The 18,256-nt window shown below is 72.0% G+C and carries 15 protein-coding genes; 11 read left to right on the top strand and 4 right to left on the bottom strand.

What is annotated here, in order from left to right; translation table 11 throughout:
• Nucleotides 1–49: 49 nt before the first annotated feature.
• On the bottom strand, nt 50–1,705 hold the full coding sequence (locus HF995_RS10125) for a dolichyl-phosphate-mannose--protein mannosyltransferase (RefSeq protein ID WP_286189544.1): 1,656 nt from the start codon (nt 1,703–1,705) through the stop codon (nt 50–52).
• A 37-nt stretch (nt 1,706–1,742) separates the two neighbouring features.
• On the opposite strand from HF995_RS10125, the gene rsmI reads away from it, so the two are divergent.
• From rsmI to HF995_RS10175, 10 genes are all read left to right on the top strand, one after another.
• Complete coding sequence (gene rsmI / locus HF995_RS10130; RefSeq protein WP_168447694.1) at nt 1,743–2,582, top strand: 16S rRNA (cytidine(1402)-2'-O)-methyltransferase; 840 nt, start codon at nt 1,743–1,745, stop codon at nt 2,580–2,582.
• 97 nt (nt 2,583–2,679) lie between these two features.
• Entirely contained in the window at nt 2,680–3,165 is a 486-nt protein-coding gene (locus tag HF995_RS10135) for a MarR family transcriptional regulator (protein ID WP_168447695.1), read from the top strand.
• Nucleotides 3,162–4,415: a PQQ-dependent sugar dehydrogenase gene (locus tag HF995_RS10140; RefSeq protein WP_168447696.1), complete on the top strand. Its 1,254-nt coding sequence runs from the start codon at nt 3,162–3,164 to the stop codon at nt 4,413–4,415. The genes HF995_RS10135 and HF995_RS10140 overlap by 4 nt, the downstream gene beginning before the upstream one ends.
• Before the next feature lie 84 nt (nt 4,416–4,499).
• Entirely contained in the window at nt 4,500–6,104 is a 1,605-nt protein-coding gene (metG, locus tag HF995_RS10145) for a methionine--tRNA ligase (RefSeq protein WP_168447697.1), read from the top strand.
• Nucleotides 6,105–7,019: a TatD family hydrolase gene (locus tag HF995_RS10150; RefSeq protein ID WP_168447698.1), complete on the top strand. Its 915-nt coding sequence runs from the start codon at nt 6,105–6,107 to the stop codon at nt 7,017–7,019.
• Between the two features lie 167 nt (nt 7,020–7,186).
• Nucleotides 7,187–8,152 carry a resuscitation-promoting factor gene (locus HF995_RS14145; protein WP_168447699.1) on the top strand — a complete coding sequence of 322 codons (966 nt, stop codon included), beginning with the start codon at nt 7,187–7,189 and terminating at the stop codon, nt 8,150–8,152.
• 3 nt (nt 8,153–8,155) lie between these two features.
• Nucleotides 8,156–9,316 (top strand): resuscitation-promoting factor, encoded by a 1,161-nt coding sequence (locus HF995_RS10160; protein WP_168447700.1) that lies wholly within the window; start codon nt 8,156–8,158, stop codon nt 9,314–9,316.
• A gap of 382 nt (nt 9,317–9,698) precedes the next feature.
• Entirely contained in the window at nt 9,699–10,958 is a 1,260-nt protein-coding gene (locus HF995_RS10165; protein WP_168447701.1) for a resuscitation-promoting factor, read from the top strand.
• Between the two features lie 89 nt (nt 10,959–11,047).
• Nucleotides 11,048–11,944 carry a 16S rRNA (adenine(1518)-N(6)/adenine(1519)-N(6))-dimethyltransferase RsmA gene (gene rsmA, locus HF995_RS10170; RefSeq protein ID WP_168447702.1) on the top strand — a complete coding sequence of 299 codons (897 nt, stop codon included), beginning with the start codon at nt 11,048–11,050 and terminating at the stop codon, nt 11,942–11,944.
• Nucleotides 11,941–12,921 carry a 4-(cytidine 5'-diphospho)-2-C-methyl-D-erythritol kinase gene (locus HF995_RS10175; RefSeq protein WP_434060854.1) on the top strand — a complete coding sequence of 327 codons (981 nt, stop codon included), beginning with the start codon at nt 11,941–11,943 and terminating at the stop codon, nt 12,919–12,921. Before rsmA ends, HF995_RS10175 begins: the two co-directional genes overlap by 4 nt.
• On the opposite strand, the gene HF995_RS10180 is transcribed toward HF995_RS10175, so the two are convergent.
• Together HF995_RS10180 and HF995_RS10185 are read right to left on the bottom strand one after the other, a co-directional pair.
• Nucleotides 12,922–14,709, bottom strand: coding sequence for an ABC-F family ATP-binding cassette domain-containing protein (locus tag HF995_RS10180; protein WP_168447703.1), 1,788 nt, complete (start codon nt 14,707–14,709; stop codon nt 12,922–12,924).
• 9 nt (nt 14,710–14,718) lie between these two features.
• On the bottom strand, nt 14,719–15,306 hold the full coding sequence (locus tag HF995_RS10185) for a MarR family winged helix-turn-helix transcriptional regulator (RefSeq protein WP_168447704.1): 588 nt from the start codon (nt 15,304–15,306) through the stop codon (nt 14,719–14,721).
• A gap of 231 nt (nt 15,307–15,537) precedes the next feature.
• Between HF995_RS10185 and HF995_RS10190 the strand changes: the two genes are divergently transcribed.
• Nucleotides 15,538–17,442, top strand: a complete 1,905-nt coding sequence (locus HF995_RS10190) for a DUF4914 family protein (RefSeq protein ID WP_168447705.1) — start codon at nt 15,538–15,540, stop codon at nt 17,440–17,442.
• 131 nt (nt 17,443–17,573) lie between these two features.
• On the opposite strand, the gene HF995_RS10195 is transcribed toward HF995_RS10190, so the two are convergent.
• Nucleotides 17,574–18,179 (bottom strand): TetR/AcrR family transcriptional regulator, encoded by a 606-nt coding sequence (locus HF995_RS10195; protein WP_168447913.1) that lies wholly within the window; start codon nt 18,177–18,179, stop codon nt 17,574–17,576.
• Between the last annotated feature and the right edge of the window lie 77 nt (nt 18,180–18,256).

Below are 18,256 nucleotides of genomic sequence, written 5' to 3' on the forward strand. Positions count from 1 at the left end.
GTTCGTCCCGTGTCGCGTCCGGACGCAGGCGAGGTGGCCACCGAGCGCGTCAGACCCAGGTGGGGAGCCACATGTGCGCACGCCAGAACCACGTCGGCACGTTCGCTGCGGTCCAGATCGGGTAGAAGAACAGGGAGACGACGCCGATGGCGATCGCGAGCCCCACGGCCGTGCGCCGGACGACCACCCGGCGCGAGGGTTGCCCCTGGGACCATTCCCACGCGACGACGAAGACGTAGGTGAGCGCGAGGTACACGAACGGCGCGAACGCGATCGAGTAGAACGTGAAGATCGTGCGGTGCGCGTAGCCGAGCCACGGCACCCATCCTGCGACGAGCCCGACGAGGACGGCGGTCGCGCGCCAGTCCTTGCACCGTAGGAGGATGACGACGGTCGCGGCCACGGCCAGCGCGCCGAGCCACCAGATCAGCGGGTTGCCGATCGACGTGATGGCCTGGGTGCAGTGCTCCCAGCCGCACGTGCCGCCCGTCGGTACAGCCTCGCCGTACGCCTGGTCCTCGTAGTAGAAGGACGTGGGCCGCCACTGGATGATCCAGCCGAGCGGGTGCGCCTGGTAGGGGTGCGGTGACGTGAGCCCGTTGTGGAAGTCCCACATCCTCGAGTGGTACTCGAGCAGGGACCGCCACGATTCAGGCAACCAGCCGACACCCTGACCGGGGTTGTCCTGCGCCCAGTGGCGCATGTAGGACGACGGGTTGCGGAACCAGCCGGCCCAGGACGCGAGGTAGGTCACGATCGCGATCGGCACCATCGTCACGGCGGCGGGGATCGCGTCGCGCAGGAGGGTCCCGATCGGCCAGCCGGTCACACCGACCGCGCGTCGCGCCGAGGCGTCCCACAGCACGACGAGGACGCAGTACGCGGCGAGGAAGTACATGCCGGACCACTTGGTCCCGATGCACAGGCCGAGGGCGACCGCGGCCGCGAGCCGGTACCAGCGCACGCCGAGCCACGGCCCGCGCCGGCCGAGCGGGCGTCGTGCGTCGAGCAGCGCGGCTGCTCGCGCGGCGAGCCGCCGCCTCGAGTCGAACCGGTCGGCGACGATCAGCGCGAACGCGACGACCGCCCAGAACATGACGAAGCTGTCGAGCAGGCCCGTGCGCGCGTGCACGATCCCCACGCCGTCGACGGCGAAGAGCCCGCCCGCGACGACACCCGCGAGGGTCGAGGAGAACAGGCGGCGCGCGGCGCGCGCGAGCAGGAACACCGCGATCACGCCGACGACGGCGGTCGCGAGCCGCCACGCCCACGGGTTCTGCGAGCCGCCGACGCGCAGCCCGAGCGCGATCATCCACTTGCCGATCGGCGGGTGGACGACGTAGTCGGCCTTGTCGAGCCAGACGTCCTGGTTCCCCTGCTCGAAGAACGCATTCGGGTCCTCGGGCCACTCGGCGTCGAACCCGGCGACGAGCAGGGTGTACCCCTGCTTGACGTAGTACGTCTCGTCGAAGACGAGCGTGCCCGGCCGGCCGAGGTGCCAGAAGCGCAGCACCCCTGCGACGACCGCGACGAGGAGCGGGCCCAGCCAGCCCCAGAGGCGGTCCGACGCCGTCGTCCCGAGGCGCAGCGCGCGCTCGCCCAGCAGGACCGCCAGCAGCCGGTCGTGCGTCGACCGGGTCTCCTCCGGCGCGTCGGGGACGGGGTCCCACGTGGGGGGAGGGGCGGCTGCGCTCACGGACGCCATCGTAGGGGAGCGGCTGACGCCGTGGCAGGCTTGGCGCATGACCGGATCCCTCGTCCTCGCGGCCACCCCGATCGGCGACGTCGAGGACGCCTCCCCGCGCCTGCGCCGCCTCCTCGTCCAGGCAGAGGTCGTCGCGGCGGAGGACACGCGCAGGCTCCTCGCGCTCGCGGCGCGCCTCGAGCTCAGGGTCGCCGGCCGGATCGTCAGCTATCACGAGCACAACGAGACGGCGCGCGCCGACGAGCTGCTCGACGTCGTCGAGGGCGGCGGCACGGTCCTTGTCGTGACGGACGCCGGCATGCCGACGGTCTCGGACCCGGGCTACCGCGTCGTGACCCGCGCGGTCGAGCGCGGGTTGCGCGTCACGGCCGCACCCGGGCCGTCCGCGGTGCTCACCGCGCTCGCGGTCTCCGGGCTCGCGACGGACCGTTTCTGCTTCGAGGGCTTCGCGCCCCGCAAGGCGGGCGACCGCGCCCGGACGTTCGGTGCGCTCGCGGACGAGCGGCGCACGATGGTGTTCTTCGAGTCGCCGCACCGGGTGCACGACACGCTCGCCGCGATGGCGGAGACGTTCGGCGCCGACCGCCCGGCCGCCGTCTGCCGCGAGCTGACGAAGACGTACGAGGAGGTGCTGCGCGGCAGCCTCGCCGAGCTTGCCGCGCGCGCGGGCGAGGAGCAGCTGCGCGGGGAGATCTCGATCGTCGTGGCAGGGGCGCAGGAGCAGGCGCCGCCCTCGGTCGAGGAGCTCGTCCCGGCCGTGGTGACGCAGGTCGACGCCGGCACACGGCTCAAGGAGGCGGTCGCGGCGGTCGCGCAGCGCGCCGGGGTGCCCAAGCGAGACCTCTACGAGGCCGTGCTCGCCGCCCGCGCCCGCTGACCTGCGCGTCCCGGGGCGCGTGCGGGGCGCCGGTCGCGCCCGCCGCACTGCTGGACCAGACTGGGAGGACCGGAGTCTCGGCGGGAGGAGCGGGGTCATGCCGTTGTCAGGTTCGATCGCGGGCGGCACCGGTCGCCCGCTCGGGTTCTGGGTCAAGCTCGTCGACTCGCTGCTCGAGGAGTCGCTCGATGCGGACGCCGAGGAGTGGGGCGGGCTCTCGCGGAGGCACTGGCAGGTGCTCTCCGTGATCCGTGACGGTGCGAGCAGCACGGTCCAGGTCGATGCGGTGCTCGCACCGTTCGTGCACGCACCTGGCGGCACGGGCACGACGTCGTTGCTCGTCGACGACCTGCGGCACCGTGGCTGGGTCTCGGGTCAGGAGCACCTCGAGGGAGCGCCTGACGACGTCGGCTCGCTCGGCGTCACCGTCGCGGGTGAGGCGGCCTACGCGGAGCTGCAGGCGGTCATCGCGCACCGCCGAGACCTCGTGAGCAAGGGCATCGCTGCCCGCGACTACGAGGTGACGGTCGCGACGCTCGAGCGCGTCGCCCGCAACCTCGGGTGGCAGGGAGAGTCCCGGTGACGGACCGGGCAGCTCGGCGCGCCGTCCCGACGCGCGTGCGCGTCGGAGTCGCGGTGGTCGCTGGCCTGCTCGCGGTAGGCCTGCTCGTGGCTGCGCTCGCGGGCGCGTTCGGCAAGGACGCGGCCCCGCGCAGGCCGGTGGCTCCGGTGACCGGTGCGGCGTCGTCGCCGCCCGTCGACGAGACGGGCACGCCGGCCGACCCGGAGACCACGCCCGAGCCGAGCCCGTCGCGGTCGACCGCGACGGCCGCCGACGTGCAGGTGGTCGCGACCGGGCTCGACGTCCCGTGGGGCGTCGCCGTCCTCCCGGACGGAGACCTCCTGGTGTCGTTGCGCGACTCGGCGAGGCTCGTGAGGGTCGCGCCCGACGGGGAGCGCGCACGGGTCGACGGTCCGGGCGCCGACGAGCTGCGCGAGACGACGGTGCCTGGCGGCGAGGGCGGCCTCCTCGGCGTCGCCGTCGCGAAGACCTTCCCCGCGGACGGATACGTGTACGTCTACCGGACCGGGGAGGAGGACAACGCGATCCTGCGCGGTGTCCTCGACGGCACGACCCTCGGCCCGCTCGAGATGCTCGTCGACGGCATCCCTCGGGCGGGCAACCACGACGGAGGTGCGCTCGCGTTCGGCCCCGACGGGCGCCTGTACGCCGGCACCGGGGACGCGGGCAACCCTGAGCACGCGCAGGACCTCGACAGCCTCGGCGGCAAGATCCTCCGGCTCGAGCCCGACGGCGCGGTGCCCGGCGACAACCCGCTGCCCGGCTCGCTCGTGTGGACGTCCGGGCACCGCAACGTCCAGGGCCTCGGGTGGGACGCGGACGGGCGCATGTACGCGTCCGAGCTGGGGCAGGACGCGTTCGACGAGCTCAACGAGATCGTCGCGGGCGCGAGCTACGGCTGGCCCGACGTCGAGGGCACCGGCGGCGAGGCTGCGGGCTTTGCTGACCCGCTCGTGACGTGGTCCACCGACGAGGCGTCGCCGAGCGGTATCGCGGTGACGGCCGACGGCGTCTACGTCGCCGCGCTGCGCGGCCAGCGCGTGTGGCGCGTCGACCTCGGCACACTGGTGCGCGGCGAGCCTGCGACGCCGACCGTCCTGCTCGACGGCGTCGGCCGGGTCCGCAACGTCGTCGCGCTCCCCGGCGGGGACCTCCTCGTCGTCACGGGCAGCACCGACGGCCGCGGGGACCCGGGCGACGACGACGACCGGCTGCTGCGCGTCCGCCTCCAGGTCACCGAGGTCCCCTGACCTGTCCCTGCGCGGTCCGTGCCGCGCGCTCCGGTGCGCGGGACGCGGTCCCGCCCCGCGCCCGCCGGGTTCTAGGATGACGCCATGGCGCAGACCAAGTCCTTCTACCTGACCACGCCGATCTACTACGTCAACGACGCCCCCCACATCGGGCACGCGTACACGACGGTCGCGGCGGACGTCCTCACCCGCTGGCACCGTCAGCGGCAGGAGAGCGTCTGGTTCCTCACGGGCACCGACGAGCACGGGCAGAAGGTCATGAACACCGCCGAGGCGAACGGCGTCACTCCGCAGGAGTGGGCAGACCGCCTCGTCGAGTCCGCCTGGAAGCCGGTGCTCGAGACGCTCGACGCGCGCAACGACGACTTCATCCGGACGACGCAGGAGCGGCACGTCGACCGCGTGCAGGCGTTCATCCAGCGTCTCTTCGACGCGGGCGAGATCTACGAGGGCAAGTACGAGGGCTACTACTGCGTCGGCTGCGAAGAGTTCAAGCTCGAGGGTGAGGTCCTCGCGGGCGAGGGCGAGTACGCGGGCCACAAGGTGTGCCCGATCCACTCGCGTCCCGTGGAGTGGCTCGAGGAGGACAACTACTTCTTCCGGATGAGCGCCTACACCGACCGGCTGCTCGCTCTCTACGAGGAGCACCCGGAGTTCGTGCAGCCCGCGTCCGCGCGCAACGAGGTCGTCTCGTTCGTCAAGAGCGGCATGAAGGACCTCTCGATCTCCCGCAACACGTTCGACTGGGGCATCCCGATCCCGTGGGACTCGTCGCACGTGCTCTACGTGTGGTTCGACGCGCTGCTCAACTACGCGACCGCCGTCGGCCTCGGCGACACCGAGGGGGAGGGCGCCGAGCGCTTCGCGCAGGTGTGGCCGCCGGACGTGCACCTCGTGGGCAAGGACATCCTGCGCTTCCACGCGGTCATCTGGCCCGCGATGCTCATGGCGGCAGGCCTGCCGCTGCCTACGACCGTGTTCGCGCACGGATGGCTGCTCGTCGGTGGCGAGAAGATGAGCAAGTCCAAGCTCACGGGCATCGCGCCGAGCCAGATCATCGACCACTTCGGCTCGGACGCGTTCCGCTACTACTTCATGCGCGCGATCTCGTTCGGCTCCGACGGCTCGTTCTCGTGGGAGGACATGTCCGCGCGGTACGCGGGCGACCTCGCCAACGGGCTCGGCAACCTCGCGTCGCGCGTCGCCGCGATGGTCGGCAAGTACTTCGGCGGCGTGCTGCCGGCGGCGGGCGAGCCGACCCAGCTCGAGCTCGACCTCGCTGCGGTCGCCGCGAAGGCAGCCGCGGACGCGGACGCCGCGATCGACCGCATCGCACCGCACGAGGCGATCAGCGCCGTCTGGACGCTCGTCGACGCCGCGAACCACTACATCACCGACACCGAGCCGTGGAAGGTCGCGAAGGACGAGACGCAGACCGGCCAGGGCGGCCGCCTCGCGACGATCCTCGTGACCGCGGCCGAGGCGCTGCGCTCGCTCGCCGTCCTGCTGCACCCGGTCATCCCGCAGGCGACCGAGCGGCTGTGGGAGTCCCTCGGCGCTGCGGAGAGCCTCGGCGCGCTCGACGCGCAGCCGGTGAACGGTGCGGGCACGTTCGGCACCCTCGTGGCGGGCACCACGATCACCAAGGGGGCTGTGCTCTTCCCGCGCCTCGACGAGCCTGAGGTCTGAGTGGGACGTCGCCGGGAGCGGGACCGGAGCTGGCCGCCGGACCCTGAGCCGCTCGGCGTCGAGGTCGTCGACAACCACACGCACCTCGAGTCGATCCATCACGTCCTCGACGGCTCTCAGCACGTGCCGACCGTCGCGGAGCACGTCGCCCGCGCGGCCGCGGCCGGGGTGACGCGCATGGTCCAGGTGGGCTGCGACCTGCCTGCGGCGCGCGAGACCGTCGCGATGCTCGACGAGCACCGCGAGCTGCTCGGCGCCGTCGCGCTGCACCCCAACGAGGCGCCGCTCCATGCTGGGATCCGCGAGGTCGCTCCCGACGGCCTCGACCCGCTGGCGCGTGAGCACCACGCGGTGCCGCTCGACGACGCGCTCGCGCAGATCGCGGACCTCGCCCGCCACGAGCGTGTCCGCGCGATCGGCGAGACGGGTCTCGACTTCTTCCGGGGTGGGGAGCAGGCGCGCGAGGTGCAGCGCGCGTCGTTCCGTGCGCACGTCGCGCTCGCGAAGGAGCTCGGCCTCGCGCTGCAGATCCACGACCGCGACGCGCACCGCGAGGTGATCGAGCTGCTCGAGGCTGACGGCGCGCCCGAGCGCACGGTGTTCCACTGCTTCTCGGGTGATGCCGAGATGGCGCGGGTGTGCGCCTCGCACGGGTGGTTCCTGTCGTTCGCCGGGCCGGTGACGTACCCGGCGAACGAGCACCTGCGCGCGGCGCTGCGTGCCGTACCTCTCTCGCTCGTCATGGTCGAGACGGACGCGCCCTACCTGACCCCGCACCCCGTGCGGGGGCGCCCGAACGCGCCCTACCTGCTCCCGCACACGGTGCGCGGGATGGCGGCGGCGCTCGACAGCCCGGCTCACGACGTCGCGCGCGCGACGGCAGAGACGGCTGTGCGTGTCTACGGCGACTGGTGACACGTCGCGCCCGTGCTCAAGTTGTCCACGTTTGTGCCGATAGGACTCACGTCACGTGCGGGACGTGTGTTGCCCTGACCCCGGCTGCCGGGGTTCAATCGTCGGAACGTCCCCGCCCGCACGCGGGACCGACTGCCGCGCGAGGAACGAGAAGGAGAGCGACGACCGTGCCACTTGCCCCTCGACGTGCCCGGCGCGCGCGCCGCGCCAGCAGGAGCGGAGCGGGCCTCAAGGTCGTCGCGCAGGCGGGCGTCCTCACGTTCGTCGTCACCGGGACCGTCGCGTTCGCGCAGGCCTCCGGCAGCGCTCCGGAGCCGTCCGACGCCGAGACGATCGCGGCTGTCACCGACCTGACCGAGCGCTCCCGCGAGGTCGCCTCGCGTTCGTCAGCGCGTGCGCAGACCTTCACGGTGGTCGTGCGGGGCGAGAAGACCGTGGCCACCACGTCCGCGGCGACGGTGGGCGCGGCACTCTCCGAGCTCGGTGTCGTCCTCTCCGACGACGAGGGAGTGTCGGTCGACCCGACGACTCCTGTCTCTGCGGGGATGGAGGTCGTCGTCGACAAGGTCGTGCGCTCGACCGTCACCGAGGTCGAGGTCGTCGAGCACGACTCCGAGGAGCAGCCGGACGACGCGCTCGTCGAGGGCACGAAGATCGTCGAGACGACGGGGCGCGACGGTCGCTCGTCCGTCACGTACATCGTCGAGGAGGTCGCGGGGACCGTCGTGTCCCGCACCGCGGTGACGAGCGTCGTCGAGGCCGAGGTGCGCGACGAGGTGGTGCGTGTCGGCACCCTTGAGATCCCCGATGCCGGCGCGAAGGTCCTCAGCCCGTCGCAGGCTCGTGCGCTCGCCAAGTCGATGGTCGCCGACCGCGGCTGGGACGGTGAGCAGTTCGCGTGCCTCGACAAGCTCTGGAAGAAGGAGAGCGGCTGGCGCGTCACCGCGGCCAACTCGAGCTCGGGCGCGTACGGGATCCCGCAGGCCTACCCCGGCACGAAGATGGGGTCTGTCGCGGCGGACTGGCGGACGAACGCGAAGACGCAGATCACCTGGGGCCTGAACTACATCTCAGGACGGTTCGGTACGCCGTGCGGCGCCTGGAACCACTCGCAGGCACGCGGCTGGTACTGATCCTTGACCCGTGCGACCCGTCCGCTCGTCTCGGGCGCCATCGTCCTGGGCGTCTGCGCCCTGACGGTCGGCAGCCTCCAGCTTCTGGCCCCCCTCGGGGACCTGGCCTGGGGTGATCCTCCGCCCGCCGTGGTCGCGTCCGACGACGCCCTCGTGGGTGAGGGCGCCGGGCTCGGACGCTCCGACGGTGCGGTTTCCCGCGCCGAGGTGCGCGGCGCCGCGCCGGTCGACGTGACCGTCTCTCTCGACGGTGCCGAGCTCCCGGTCTCGACGACGGCGACGACCGTCACCGACCTCCTCGTCTCGCAGGGCATCGTGCTCGACGGCTACGCGACGTCGCACGACCTCGACGCGCCTGTCGAGGCAGGCATGCGCGTCGTCGTCGCCAAGGTCGAGTGGGGCGACGAGACCCTGGAGACGGAGGTCCCGTTCGAGACGGTCGAGGTGAACGACTCCGGGCTTGCGGAGGGTGAGCGGGTCGTGCGCACCGCAGGTCGCCCGGGCACCGCCGTGACGACGTTCCTCGTCTCGCGGATCGACGGCGTGGAGGTGTCTCGCAGCGAGGTCGTCTCGCTCGTCACGTCGGCCCCGGTCGACGAGGTCGTCCGCGTCGGGACGGCCACGGAGCCCGGTTCGAGCCCGTCGCCGACGCGCACGCCGGCTGCGACGCGTGAGCCGACGCCGACCGAGGGTCCTGCGCCGTCGGCCGCGCCGCCGTCGGACCCGGAGCCCGCCGAGGACCCGGCGTCTGAGCCGAGCGCGAAGCCCACCTCGAAGCCGAGCGCGAAGCCGGCTCCGACGCCACCCTCGTCCGACGCACCCTCAGGCACGCCCGGCACCACCGCGGCGAGCGCCAAGGAGCTCGCGCGCGGCATGGCCGCCGACCGTGGCTGGACCGGCGACGAGTACGCGTGCCTCGTGAGCCTCTGGCAGAAGGAGAGCCGCTGGAGCTACAAGGCCGCAAACCCGAGCAGCACGGCGCGAGGTATCCCGCAGGCGATCATGAGCCTGCACTTCGGCGCGGGTTGGCGCGAGAGCGCCGCTGCAGCACGCTACCTGTCGACCCCGAGCGTGCAGATCGCGTGGGGCTTGAGCTACATCGCGAACCGCTACGACGGCCCGTGCGGCGCCTGGAAGCACTCGCAGGCGAAGAACTGGTACTGAGACTCTCGTCACCTCGGTCCTGACCTGCGCGGACGTCGTGCGTTGCGCTTACGGCGGATCTTCGGGGGTTGGCGCATGATCACGAATCGGTTACGTTAGATCGTCCGCACGTCGTGGACGGGGCCCCGCAACAGCGCGCAGGCCACGTAGACGACCTGACGCCGAGACGGCGCCAGGAGCGACAGCGGACCCGGGACGACGCCCACGGGCTACCCGGAACGGCCGGATCAGCAGCCGACCGTCGAGACAGCGTGCGCGTGGCGCACCGGACGTCGCCCCCCACACAGAAGCCCCCAGCAGGGGACGCCTGTGCTGCGGCGTCCGCCTCCGGGGCATCGACGGCCGCGCTCCTGTGCCCGGGGAGCTCGACGTCTGGAACCTGATGCACAACCCCTACCTCCGGTCCGCTGACGCGGCCGACGCCACGACCGCCCCCCTGCAGGTCGTCGACAGCACTCGTACCGCCCGCGCGCGACGACGCCACCGACGCCGCGGAGCCGCGCTCGTCGCAGGCGTCGCGACGCTCGCGGTCATGGGGGCGGGAGCCGCGGTCGCGAGCGACGCCCACAAGAGCGTCACGCTCGACATCGACGGCGACGTCACGAAGGTCTCCACCTGGAGCGGTTCGGTCGCCGGCGTCCTCGCCGAGCGCGGCCTGACGCTCGGTGAGCACGACATCGTCGCCCCCACGCCGGAGGCGGCCCTCAACGACGGGACCGAGGTCACTGTGCGTCTCGCACGCCAGGTCACGATCTCCGACGGTGACACCGAGAGCACCGTCTGGGCGACCGGCACGGACGCGGGCGAGGTCCTCGACACGCTCGCCGCGCGTGGCGAGGACGTCCACCTCGTCGCCTCGCGCTCGTCCGACCGCACCGCGCTCCCCGTCGAGCTTCCCTCGGACGAGGCCGTCAACGTGGTCGCAGACGGCAAGGTCGTCGCGCTCGCCGCAGGTCCGTCGAACGTCGACGAGGCGCTCGCCGCTGCGGGCATCACCCTCGGTGACCTCGACACCGTCGCGGTCGACGAGCGCGAGGACGACGGCAGCGAGCTCGAGCCGGGCGTCGTCGGGACGGTGTCGGTCGTCGTGACGCGGCATGCCGTCGAGGAGCGCACCAAGGTCTCCACGATCGAGCACGAGACCAAGACCGTCGAGGACTCCGCGCGCTACGAGGACCTCCCGGTCGTCGTCCGCACGAAGGGCAAGGACGGCGAGCGCACGCGGACCTACACGGTCACGCTCGTCGACGGCGAGGTCGTCGACCGCGTCAAGACGGGCGACGAGGTCACGCGGAAGCCGGTGACCGAGGTCCGCGTCAAGGGCACGAAGGACCGCCCGGCCGAGGAGTCGACGAGCTCTGGCGACGGGAAGTCCACGAAGTCGCAGGGCAAGGCGCCGACCTCGGGCGTGTGGGCCAAGCTCGCCGCGTGCGAGTCGGGCGGCCGCCCGAACGCCGTCTCGGCGAGCGGGGCGTACCACGGCCTCTACCAGTTCTCCGTCGCCACGTGGCGCTCGGTCGGCGGCTCTGGCCTGCCGTCCCAGGCGACCGCCGCGGAGCAGACGAAGCGCGCCAAGATCCTCCAGGCCCGCTCGGGCTGGGGCCAGTGGCCGCACTGCTCGTCGAAGCTCGGCCTGCGCTGAGCGAGCACGACCTCGGCCGGGGCCGCACGGGACACCGTGCGGCCCCGGCCCTTTTTTCTGCCGTCGCCGTACCGCGTAGGCTCGTGCCCATGACCGAGACCCCTGCCGCGCTGCTCGGCCCCGCACAGATCAGGGCCCTCGCGGAGCGTCTCGGCGTCCGCCCGACCAAGACCCTCGGGCAGAACTTCGTGCACGACGGCGGCACGGTCCGCAAGATCGTGCGTGCGGCCGGGGTGCAGGCGGGGGAGCGTGTCGTCGAGATCGGTCCCGGTCTGGGCTCCCTGACGCTCGGGCTGCTCGAGACGGGCGCGTCGGTCGTCGCGGTCGAGATCGACCCCGTGCTCGCGGCCGAGCTGCCCGCGACGGTCGCGGCCCACCAGCCTGACGCCGTCGAGCGGTTCGACCTCGTGCTCCAGGACGCGATGACCGTCACGGAGCTGCCGGGGCCCCCTCCCGTCGCGCTCGTCGCCAACCTCCCGTACAACGTCTCTGTCCCGGTGCTGCTGACGTTCCTCGAGCGGTTCGACTCGCTCGAGCGGATCCTCGTCATGGTCCAGGCGGAGGTCGCGGACCGTCTCGCGGCGCCGCCTGGCTCGCGGACCTACGGGGTCCCGTCGGTCAAGGCGGCCTGGTACTGCAGCGCGCACCGCGCCGCGACGGTCGGCCGCACGGTGTTCTGGCCCGTGCCGAACGTCGACTCGGCGCTCGTGTCGATGACGCGACGCGAGCCCCCGACGACGCGTGCCTCGCGTGCGGAGGTGTTCGCCGTGGTCGACGCCGCGTTCGCGCAGCGCCGCAAGACGCTCCGCTCGGCGCTCGGCGCCGTGACGGGCGACGCGGCTCGCACGGAGGAGGCGATCCGCGCGGCCGGGGTCGACCCGACGGCGCGCGGTGAGCGTCTCGACGTGACGGACTTCGCTCGGGTGACGGAGCAGCTGATCGACCACGGTCTGACCGTGTCCGGTCCGCGCGAGAGGCAGCGGTGACCTGGCGGGGTGGCCTGCGTGCGGCCGACGAGCCGGGCGGCACCGTCTCCCGCCCGGAGGGTCGCCCGGTCGTGGTGCGGGCCCCGGGCAAGGTGAACCTGGCGCTGCAGGTGAGCCCGCTCGGTGACGACGGCTACCACCGCGTCCTGTCCGTGTTCCAGGCGGTGTCCCTCGTCGAGGAGGTCGAGGCGAGCCTTGCGGAGGGACTGTCGCTGACCGTGACGGGACCGCAGGCGGACCTCGTCCCGACGGACGACACCAACATCGCGTGGCGGGCCGCACGGCTCGTGGCAGAGCGTGCCGGGGTGGACCCGGACGTGCACCTGCACCTGCGCAAGGGAGTCCCGGTCGCGGGTGGCATGGCGGGCGGTTCGGCTGACGGGGCGGCCGCCCTCGTGGCGTGCGACGCCCTGTGGGGCACGGGCCTGAGCCGGGACGAGCTTCACGAGCTCGCGGGCGAGCTCGGCTCGGACGTGCCGTTCGCACTCCTCGGGCACACGGCGGTCGGTACGGGGCGCGGCCACCTCGTGACCCCGGCGATGACGCGCGGCGAGTTCTGCTGGGCGTTCGGGCTGCGGCACGCGGGAATGTCGACGGGTGCGGTCTACTCGACGTTCGACGATCTCCAGCGCGCGGGCACGATCACCGACTCGTTCGACGAGGAGCCTGCGACGGCGATGATGCACGCCCTGCGTGCGGGCGACGCGCACGCGCTCGGCGCGTGCCTGCGCAACGACCTCGAGCCGGCGTCTCTCGAGATCGCGCCCGAGCTCGGCGAGACGATGGAGGTCGCGCGCGCTGCTGGTGCGCTCGGCGTCGTCGTCTCTGGGTCGGGGCCGACGGTCGCGGCGCTCGCTCGGTCGCGTCAGCACGCGCTCGCGATCGCGGCGGCGATGACGGCGGCCGACGTCGTGGACGACGTCGCGACGGCGGTCGGGAACGTGCCCGGGGCGCGGGTCGTGGCCGCGGGCGTCTGATCAGTCGACGAGCTCGGAGAGCTCGAGCCAGCGCGCCTCGAGCTCCTCGATCTCTGCCTCGAGCGCACGCAGCTTCTCGGTGTGGACCGCGAGACCGGTGAAGTCGCTCTGGTCGTGCTTCGCCATCGTCGCGTGGACCTGCTGGACCTGGCTCGCGAGTTTGGTCAGGCGGCGGTCGATCGCGCCGATCTCCTTCGTCACGGCGCGCAGGTCTGCGCCCGAGAGCCCACCGCCGGATCCCTCGGACGGCGCGGCCGTCGTGGCGGTGCGGGTCCGGGCCGCATCCTGGGCCTTGCGCAGCTCGAGGTACTCGTCGACGCCGCCGGGCAGGTGGCGCAGGCCGCCGTCGATCACCGCGTACTGCTGGTCCGTGACGCGCTCGAGCAGGTAGCGGTCGTGCGAGACGACGAGGAGGCAGCCGGGCCAGGAGTCGAGGAGGTCCTCGATCGCGGCGAGCATGTCGGTGTCCATGTCGTTCGTCGGCTCGTCGAGCACGAGGACGTTCGGCTCGTCGAGCAGGATGAGCAGGAGCTGGAGGCGGCGCCGCTGCCCGCCGGAGAGGTCCTTGACGGGCGTCGAGAGCTGGGCGTTCGTGAAGCCGAGGCGCTCGAGCAACTGGCCTGGCGTCATCTCCTTGCCGCCGGCGAGGTAGGTCGTGCGCTTGGTCGCGACGACGTCGCTCACGCGGTCCTCCCACACGTCGGCCAGCTCGGCGAGCTCCTGCGTGAGGGTCGCGAACTTGACCGTCTTGCCGTGCTTGACGCGCCCCGAGGTCGGCGTCAGCTCGCCCGTGACGAGCTTGAGGAGCGTCGACTTGCCCGCGCCGTTGACGCCGAGCAGCCCCGTGCGCTCGCCGGGCGCGATGCGCCATTCGACGCCCTTGATGACCGGGGTGTCGCCGTAGGCGAAGCCAGCGTCGACCAGGTCGACGACGTCCTTGCCGAGGCGTGACGTCGCCATCCGTGCGAGCTCGACCGAGTCGCGCACGGGCGGTTCGTTCGCGATGAGCTGGTTGGCGGCCTCGATGCGGAACTTGGGCTTGGAGGTGCGCGCGGGCGCGCCGCGGCGCAGCCAGGCGAGCTCCTTGCGCATGAGGTTCTGGCGCTTGGACTCGGTCGCGGCGGCCATGCGGTCCCGCTCGACGCGCTGCAGGACGTACGCCGCGTAGCCGCCCTCGAAAGGCTCGACGATCCCGTCGTGGACCTCCCACGTCGCCGTGCACACCTCGTCGAGGAACCAGCGGTCGTGGGTGACGACGAGCAGCCCGCCCGCGTTCGCGCTCCAGCGGCGGCGCAGGTGTGCGGCCAGCCACGTGATGCCCTCGACGTCGAGGTGGTTGGTCGGCTCGTCGAGGAACAGGACGTCGTCGTCGCCGGTCAGGAGCGCGGCGAGCGCGACGCGGCGGCGCTGACCGCCCGAGAGGTCGCCGACGCGGCCGTCCCAGGGGAGGTCGCCGAGGAGCCCGGAGATGACGTCGCGCACCTTCGCGTCGCCGGCCCACTCATGCTCGGGGGTGTCGCCGACGACGGCGTGCGCGACCGTGAGGTCGGGGTCGAGGGTGTCGGACTGGTCGAGCATGCCGATCGTCACGCCGCCGCGGACGGTGACACGTCCTGAGTCCGGGGTGGCGATGCCGGCGAGGAGCCGCATGAGGGTCGACTTCCCGTCGCCGTTGCGCCCCACGACGCCGATGCGGTCGCCCTCGTCGATGCCGAGGCTGACCGACTCGAGGACTGTGCGGTGGGGGAAGGCGATGCGCAGGTTCTCTGCGCCCAGGAGATGAGCCACCCCGGTAGCCTACGTGGCTCGCGCGGGCCCCTCGGTGTCCTCGAACTGGGCCAGGACGACGCGCAGGAGGCCGGCGAGACGCGCGCGTCCGGCGGGGTCGAGGTCGCTCAGGAGCTCGTTCTCCTCGGCGAGGAGGGCGGCGAACGCGGAGTCGACGAGCGTGAGGCCGTCCGTGGTGAGCCGCACGATCACCCCGCGGCGGTCCTCGGCGGAGCGGTGCCGCTCGACGAGGCCGCGTGCCTCGAGCCGGTCGATCCGGTTCGTCATGGTGCCGCTCGTCACGAGCGTCTGCGTGATGAGGGCGCCGGGGGAGAGCTGGTAGGGCGCGCCTGCCCGGCGGAGGGCGACGAGGACGTCGAACTCCCAGTGCTCGAGGCGGTGAGCAGCGAAGACGGCGCGGCGGGCGCGGTCGAGGTGCCGGGTGAGGCGGGCGACGCGCGAGAGGACCTCGAGCGGGCCGACGTCGAGGTCAGGCCGCTCGCGGTTCCATGCGGCGACGATGCGGTCGACCTCGTCGGGGCGGTTCGTGCTCGAGGCGTTGCCGGGCACCTCGGCACGGTCGAGCTCGCGTGCGCGGGTCTCGCGGGAGGTGTCCATCCCGACAGATTACCTTGACGTCGAGATATCTCGGAGGGCGCCGGGACAGCTCGCGAGAAGCGTGTGTCCATCAGGCGGGATTCCTGTCCTAGCCCTTAGTCCCAGGGAATGTGACGTACTCCTCAGTAACGTCTTGGTCAACGGCAAGTCAGGCCCCTGGGTCGGGCTGGAGCCGGACAACCGAGCGCGCACGCCTCCTAGGCCCCGCTCGGCGCGACCAAGGAGGACGTAGTGAAGGACTTTCTGGACCAGCTGACCCTGCCGCCCGCGGTGGAGGCAGCCCTGAGGGCGTGCAAGAACATCACGGTGCCGGCGACGCGTGCCGACCTGTTCGCGATGTCCATGGGCCCCCACGAGGGTGTCGACACGTTCGACGTCGTGTTCCAGGTCCCCGGGAACGGTGTGGTCAAGGAGGCGGACGTCGTCCGCTGCACCAACGGCATCGCCGTGAACTACCCCGAGGACTACATGCGGCGTCGTGACCCCGACTGCATGCGCATCGCGGACGACCGCCCCACGGACAAGCCGCGCTTCCGCGACGTCTACGGGCACGACTTCGCGACGACGAAGCAGGAGACGCTCGACTGGCTGTCCCAGCAGGACCTCATCGTCGTCCCGTTCAAGGCTGGCGGACTGACCTACGGCTCACCCTCCCTCGCGATCGTCCCCGCGAACTGTGCGTTCTTCGCGACCGCGCTCGTCGACCTCCAGGGCTTCGTGACGCTCGAAGAACTCGGCGCGTTCACGCCGCGCTCGATCATGTACGCGGCACCGCCCTTCCGACACACGCACTTCGCGGGCCGCCAGGTCGTCGTCCACGACCGCACGGAGACGCTCCACGAGATCTTCGCGTACAACCTCTACCCGGGCCCGTCCGCCAAGAAGGGCGTGTTCTCGGCGCTCCTCGACATCGGCGAGCAGGAGGGCTGGATCACCGCCCACGCCTCGTCGGTCCGCGTGACCACGCCGTACGAGAACGAGACCGTCATCATGCACGAGGGTGCCTCGGGCGGCGGCAAGTCCGAGATGTGCCAGGACATCCGTCGTCAGCCCGACGGCCGCATCCTCCTCGGCACGAACGTCGTGACGAACGAGCCGTACTACATCACCCTCAACGAGTCCTCCCACCTCGCACCCGTCACGGACGACATGACGCTGTGCCACAAGGACCTCCAGAAGGGCGACGGCAAGCTCGTCGTCGCTGACGCCGAGGACGGCTGGTTCGTCCGCGTCGACAACCTGCAGGCGTACGGCGAGGACCCGCACTTCGAGAAGGCGTGCATCCAGCCGGACACCCCCCTCGTGTTCTTCAACATCCACGGCGTGCCCAACGCGACGTGCCTCCCCTGGGAGCACGAGCTCGACTCGAACGGCAAGCGCTGCCCCAACCCGCGCGTCGTCATCCCGCGTCGCATGATCAAGGACGTCATCAACAAGCCGATGGCGATCGACGTGCGCACGTTCGGCGTGCGCATGCCGGCCGCGACCCGGTTCGACGCGACCTACGGGATCATGGGCATGATGCACATCGTCCCGCCGGCGCTCGCCTGGCTGTGGCGCCTCATCGCGCCGCGCGGCGACAAGAACCCGTCGATCGGCGAGTCGAAGACGCAGACGGACAAGCTCAAGCACGGAGGCATGGTCTCCGAGGGTGTCGGCTCGTACTGGCCCTTCTCGACCGGCACGAAGGTCGCTGCCGCGAACCTCCTCCTCCGCCAGCTCGTCGACGCGGACCGCACCCGCTACGTGCTGACCCCGAACCAGCACATCGGCGCCTACAAGGTCGACTTCGGCGCCGAGTGGCTCACCCGCGAGTACCTCGCGCGTCGTGGTGGCGGCCGCATCAACCCGGACAACCTCACCCCCGCGCGCTGCCCGCTCTTCGGCTACGCGCTCAAGGAGGTCAAGATCGACGGCCAGCTCATCCGGCCGACGTTCCTCCAGCCGGAGTTCCAGTCGCAGGTCGGCACCGACGCGTACGACGCCGGCGCGAAGATCCTCACGGACTTCTTCAAGAGCGAGCTCGTGCAGTTCATGACCGACGACCTCGACCCGCTGGGTCGCCAGATCATCGAGGTGTGCCTGCGCGACGGGTCCCTCGACGAGTACCTGGCGCTCACTCCGCTGTACGTCTGATCGCCCTGGTCGCGCGCGCCTGCTGGGCGCGCGCGACCAGGCCTACCTGTCCCGTCGCAGGGCCCCGCGCGAGCGGGTCGGCGGGCTTCGCAGGCCGGGAGGGTCGCATGACCCGCCCGGCCTGTCGTACGTCAGACCAGGTGGTCCTCGACGAGGGCGGGATCCTTCTCCATGCCGGCGAGGCCGTTCCAGGCCAGGTTGACGAGGTGCGCGGCGACCTCGTCCTTGCGCAGGTTGCGCGAGTCGAGCCAGTGCTGCCCCGTCAGGGCGACCATGCCGACGAGCATCTGCGCGTACACGGGCGACGACCTCGGGTCGAGGCCCCGCTTCTTGAACTGGGCGCCGAGCAGGTGCTCGACCTGCATCGCGACGTCGCCGATGAGGCTCGAGAACGTGCCCGTCGCCTGGGCGACGGGCGAGTCGCGCACGAGCACGCGGAAGCCGTCCTCGTTCTTCTCGATGTAGTCGAGCAGGGCGAGCGCTGTCCGTTCGACGAGGAGCTTCGGGTGCCCGCCCGCCTCGAGGGCGCTCGTGAGCGCGCCCGTGAGCGACTCGACCTCCCGGTCGACGACGACCGCGTACACGCCTTCCTTGCCGCCGAAGTGCTCGTACACGACCGGCTTCGAGACGTTCGCGCGCGTCGCGATCTCCTCGATGCTCGTGCCGTCGAAGCCCTTCTCGGCGAAGAGCTGCCGGCTCACGGCGAGGAGCTGCTCGCGACGCTCCTTGGCGGTCATGCGGGCCCGAGGCGGCTTCTTGTCGATGGACACGCCCCCATCATGCCGGGAACGAGGGCCGCGCGGGAGAACCAGCG

It is taken from the genome of Sanguibacter hominis ATCC BAA-789, from assembly GCF_012396185.1.
Taxonomy (GTDB): domain Bacteria; phylum Actinomycetota; class Actinomycetes; order Actinomycetales; family Cellulomonadaceae; genus Flavimobilis; species Flavimobilis hominis.